The following is a 6,000-nucleotide window of genomic DNA, read 5'->3' as shown; positions in this document are numbered from 1 at the left end:
AAACGAAAAAAGGGCCCGAAGGCCCTTTGTCACATAACACACTTAGGGAGTGATTAGCTGCGCTTTGCTTTACGGCGTCTTAAGCCTGCAAAACCTGCCATTAGAAGTGTTAGCCATGCAAGTGAGCCGCTTGAGCTCGACTTCGCTTCTACTTCAGGTTGTACCGTCACTTCTTGTGCAGTAACAGTTACTGAAACACCTAACTCCATCGCGTCAACACCATCGCTTACTGTTACTGTAAATTGATGCTCTCCAACGCTTAAACCAGACACTTCTGTAACTGCTGATGTCGGGCTTGCTATTACACCAGGACCTTCCCATGAGAAAGTTAACTCATCATTATCTAAATCATGTGATGCCGATGCATCAAGGGTTAGTACGCCGCCTTCCGTCATTTGTTGAGCACTTGCTTCAACTGAAACGACGGGTGCGTCATTTAAACCTTCAACCGTCAACATAAACGTCGTGCTTGCAGCATCTGATGGGTTCTCAATGTCAGAAACAACCACCGTCACTTCTGTTTCACCGTAGAAATTCTCATTGGGTGTTACGGTGACTGTATCGCCATCAACTTCAAAACTTACATTGTCTGAAATAACTGAAATTTCATTTTTCGAGTTTGTTTCATCAATATAGTGAACATCAAAGCTAATTGCTGTTTCTTCTGTGGTTACCATATCGTCAAGCGCTACAACTGTGATGTTGCTTGGTACTGTAATTTCATTAAGCTTAGTGATTGCTTCGATGCCATCAACATTTGCAATCGTGTTCAGTGCCAATGTTTGACCTGCAGCAGAAGGGAGTACTTCAGCCCATGCCGTTACTTCGAACTGAGACATTTCAGGGCCAACGTAATCCATACACACGATGTAGTCATCTTTTACTACTTCGTCGATGTTATCGTACGCAATATCAACCCCTAAATAATCACCTAATGGACCAAATGTTGATACTTGGCCTTTAAAGCCTTGCACACCGATACTACCGTGAGTACCTGTACTGCCAAAGTCGATGTTATCGTACGCATAGTAGATTTCATGCTCATTCTTACCAAAACGTGTTTCAGCATTGAAAATTAATTGGAAATCGAATGAGTTATCACGACGGTCATAAGAGTACTGACCTCTAAAGCCAAACTCGTTACCGTAGTCAGATGCATTATCCCACTCAATAATAGCCCAACCATTTGCTGTTGAAGCCAGTGAGATACCTTCAGATGCAGATAGACCTACAGAGAGAACATCTTTGGTGATAGATGATTCAGTGATAGACCAACCACGCCAAAGTGGTGCCATATTTTCGTATGGAACATTGTTGTAAGGGAAGCGTAAATGTGCCGGAACAAGGTAACGCGCACCTAGCGTATCAACCGTACCAATCCCTTTAACTTGGATGAAGTTATTCCACATATTTACTTCATCACCATTATTAAACAGGCTTACTTTATCGTATGCACCATTGAATAAAGTGTTAACTGGAATTATCCAACCACGGCCATAGTTAGCTTGACCATTTTCTTGGAAACCCGACAACATTGGGAAAATACCAAAATCAGATAAGTTAACATAACCACCTGGGTTTGAATTACCAAAACTTGGAAGGCGACACATTTCATCGGTTACATTGTTAGTAACAAGGTAATCAGGTTGAACATCTCGTGTATCTGGTTGTACACCCGAGATAACAAGTTTACCGTCAACAACTTCAGCATCCACATCTGATGTGCTTGAGATTTCAATGCGGTCAGAGTGGAAATTTAATCCTGCAGGCGCATCAATATCAAATGAGAACTCACGGTCGGCACCCGAGTTATTCGCAAGTACATTAAAGCTAACAGGAATTAAGTCACCGACTTTAGCTGCTTCAGTGCCTACGGCTACGTCAACAACATCAACACCACGTTCAATGCGAAGTGGAATAGTCCCTAGATTATCTGGATTTACGGTTGATGTGCCAGCGTCGATTGCACTGTAGTAAATACCGCCTGCATTCATGTTCATATCCCAATTGATTGTCATATCAACTGGGTTTACGCCATCACTTGCAGGAAGTGTAACGTCAAGCGTATCCGCTACATCATTACTAACAACGGCTGTTGCAATTTGAATTTTTTCGATAAAGTCAGGGTTACGTTGTTTCGCTGGGTTATAAATAACGGCCCAATATTCACCTTCTTCTGGGTTATTGATATTACAGAAGTTGTTATAAACAACGTGACCAGAGACACACAAGATTTCATCTTCAATCTGAATTTCGCCATCACCATTGTAGTCTTTACCAATGTAGACAAGCGGGTTAGCACGGTCAGAGTTTCCTTCAAGTTCAGACTCTACGCCCACAACTTCAACGACTAAGCGTTTAGAATCAGCTGGCACAGTGATGAACTTAGAATAGGTAGCCTCATCAAGTATATCAGCGGGGTCTACTTCAACCGTACGATTAGAAGCCCACGGGAAGAAATTGTCTTTATCTTTTGGTAATTCAAACGTATCTATGGTTGCTTCAACTGGCATATATGCTTGTGCAACAGGTGATGAAACAACTGGTAACTCAACGCCTTGTACAACGTAGCTGCCTTTATCAGAGTGTGCAACGGTTGTAAGGTTAGCAGGTAAATCGCCACGATCATATTTGAATACAACAGGCCAACGCGCATCAGGAATGTTCTCTTCTTCTGCTTTAAACAGTAGGTTGCTGTGCAGCTCTACTTCTGAGTTACTTGACCAATCTTGCGTTTCCATGATTGATGCTTTAACAATAATGGTTTGTGTTTCACCCGCTTTTAGAGAGAACTTATTAGGGGTAATTTCAAAGTTGATACCATTTTGTGGAATTTGCTTATTCATGTCGAAATTCCAGTTCACAACTTCTTCGTTGCTTACTGTCCATGTACCATCTTCGGTGGCAGTAATGGTACGCACCCACTGACACTCCGGCTTACATGAGAAATTAACAAGATTTGGCATGTTCAACTTATGTGGTGTACCGCCACTGTCAGGGTTTGCTGCAATAAAGTTTTCCGCAGACTCATCCATGACAAAACCGGCTTTAGCTGCATTAGCAACATTAATACGACCCGCACCAGCACGGTAAACTGACGCTTCACCGATGGTATCTTTTTCATTGTTCAAGCGATGATATTTCACCACGTTATCAGCAGTCATTGATAATGCTGATTGAATTTCAGTTGCTGACCAATCTGGGTGTACCTGGCGTAGCAATGTCATTGCACCTGCAACGTGCGGTGATGCCATTGATGTACCACTAGAACTTGAGTAATCAGTGCCGTATGGTGTGGCAACAAATGGATGTTCATCAGCGTAAGCCGCATAAATGTCAACACCTGGCGCTGCAAGGGCTGGAGCCAATACTTCACGGTTTGGATACGACGGACCACGAGAAGAGAATGGCGCTAACCAATCAGCATCTTCAGCATTAACTATACGCTCAACATTGGTTGCTTTAATGGTGATCATGTGGCCTTTTTCAGAGAAGCTATCAACCCAATCCTCTAAACCATCATTTGGGTATACACCATTCCACTGATCATAAGTAAAGTGAACACTTGGAAGTGAGTAGCCTTCAGCAACTGTCCCTTGGTCTCTATTACGGTTAAACATAATGAAACCATCTGCTCCGCCTGCTTTGATATGATCAGACTTTGCACCACGTGCATTAGCATTAGGGTCTTGAGGGTCATGGCGTTGACAAATAACGATTACGTTAGTTTCACCCTCTGCAGCACCCACAATTGGCGAGCCATCTTTGTAAAAGTCAAATGTGCCAGCTGGGTAGTCAGCAGTACAATACCCATTCGCATCTTTAACACCATTCACATCAGCATAGTCTTTAGCCCACACAACGACACCCGTGATGTCTGTTTGGTTAAGTGAGCCACCTGTTAGACCCATTTCTGACCAGCTTGGCACTTCAGAGCCCATTGATGCGTCAGCAAAGCCTGCATATTCAACCGGCGTTTCAATCACAACACTTCGACCATGCGTCGTTGCTGCAACTTGCGCAAGCCAAGGTGATGAGTTATCCAAATAGCCGAAACACTCTGCGCTGCCACACCCTTGTCCGCTGTTACCAGCCGCAGCCGCAACGTTAATACCCGCTTCACGTGCTGCTAAAAATGCAAGTTGTACTGGGTCTGTCCAGCTGTTTGAATCTGAACCACCAATTGAGAAGTTAATAACATCAACACCATCAGAAATCGCATCTTCGATACCTGCTAGTAATATTTCGCCCGGACAGCCATTCGCACCGATATCATTTGATGGGTAACACACTTGGTAAGAAATAATATTTGCATGCGGTGCCACACCCGAAATTTCTGGGAAGAGATCTTCTTTAATCACCATGCCATCTGATTTGTCACCAGCACCAACAGTGACTAATGGTACGTTTTTAACTACGTTACCCGCTGCTGTTGACGCAACGTGCGAGCCATGCCCTTGGTAATCTTCACCAATTGCAGGCCAGCCTGGGATAATTTCAGAGAACACATCGGTGATCATGTCATAAGAACGTACACCGATTAATTTATTATTACATTGGATGAACTCTGCATCGTCAACACAGTCACCTAAGAAGTTACCATCGCCGAGCGGGTTAGTGTGAACATAACCGTCGCCGCCAACTTCTGCAAAAGACGGGTGATCTGAATTAATACCGGTATCGATAATACCAACGATTTGCCCTTCACCTTTGCCTTTGATACCGCTTGGTACACTCGTACCATTCCACACTTGGTCTGCACCAATATGACGAGGGCCTTCATCAGATAAAAGGTCATAATTCTTTGAACGCATAACAGATGAAACAGAGCCTAGCTCTGACACTCTACGCGCTTCGGCTTCTGTCATTTTTACTGAGAAACCATTGATTGCTTTAGTAAACTGGCGGCGCATTTCTGTACGGCCTGTTACTGAAGCCACGCTCTGCATTACCGATTGCTGCTTAGTTAATAACTTATTTTGATAGTCGATTACAGCAGGAGAAGACGGCTTACCGTGTTCAAAAATCTTGCTTACACCTTGTTGTTGCAAGCTACGAGCAAGTGGAGATTGAATATCTCTTGCTTCTAATGCAACGGCATTGTCACGAAGTTTTACAATATAAATACTTTCGCCTGTGATGCCTTCTTCAACGAACTTTCTTGTTTGTGCATTTATTTTTACGTTCAAGCCATTGTTTTGCAACATTGTTTCTGAACTAGCGTCATGAACTTTATTTGAAAGTGCTTTTACTTCATCGAATGTAATATTAGGTGCTTGTAATTTATTTGCGTTGTTATTAGCTTCAATACCAGTCGCATAGGCTGCGCTGGCACTGTAAAGAGCCGCAGCGACAGCAATTGAGAGTGTTTTTACTTGCATAAGTAATTCCTGGATAGTTATTTGAATAATTATTTAAGTTTTATGAATATCCATTTCAAAACTTAACCGTTATTCAATCACACCCATGAAACAAATTAATCAACTTAGTTGTAGCGTTTTGTACTTAACCTTAACAAATAAATTACCAAAATAACGACAAAATCAAATTTAAGCTTATAAAACAAGCCATAACGCTAATCGAAATTTAATGAACACTCTCTAAATGTGAAAATTTCTACTTTTATTTAAGACGCAAAAAATCGACACTGTTAACAAAGATTCAAGCTTAGTTACATTTTCAACCCCATTTAAGACTAACCAAAGTGCATAAATAGATGTATTGATTCAATATTAGCCTCAATTTTTAACAACAAAGTCATGCTTTTAGCGATAGAACAATAGAACTTAGTTAAAGTGAAAAAGACATCACTCGACTGCTCGTTTTACTCACCACTTTTTCAACTTTATCTGCCTGCGGCAACATAGGTTTAAGACTAACAGTCCCCTAATTTGTTTACTTATGAATTCGAAAAGTAGCGAATACAGGAATTTATAAGTGAAGAACAAGCTATTCAAAGTGATGCATATTATTTTGGCGATGTTGAAGAACTTAGCTGCC

General features: G+C 41.9%; 1 protein-coding gene. It reads right to left on the bottom strand.

Annotated features, from left to right (window positions below; genetic code table 11):
* Window positions 1–53 precede the first annotated feature (53 nt).
* The gene (locus BM378_RS07220; RefSeq protein WP_074988892.1) at window positions 54–5,381 is read right to left on the bottom strand and encodes a S8 family serine peptidase; all 5,328 of its coding nucleotides are present in this window, start codon (window positions 5,379–5,381) and stop codon (window positions 54–56) included.
* Window positions 5,382–6,000 lie beyond the last annotated feature (619 nt).

It is taken from the genome of Pseudoalteromonas lipolytica, from assembly GCF_900116435.1.
In the GTDB taxonomy this organism is placed as follows: Bacteria; Pseudomonadota; Gammaproteobacteria; order Enterobacterales; family Alteromonadaceae; genus Pseudoalteromonas; species Pseudoalteromonas lipolytica.
Note: the sequence above shows the minus strand (reverse complement) of the source record. Positions and strands in the feature narration are given on the sequence as shown.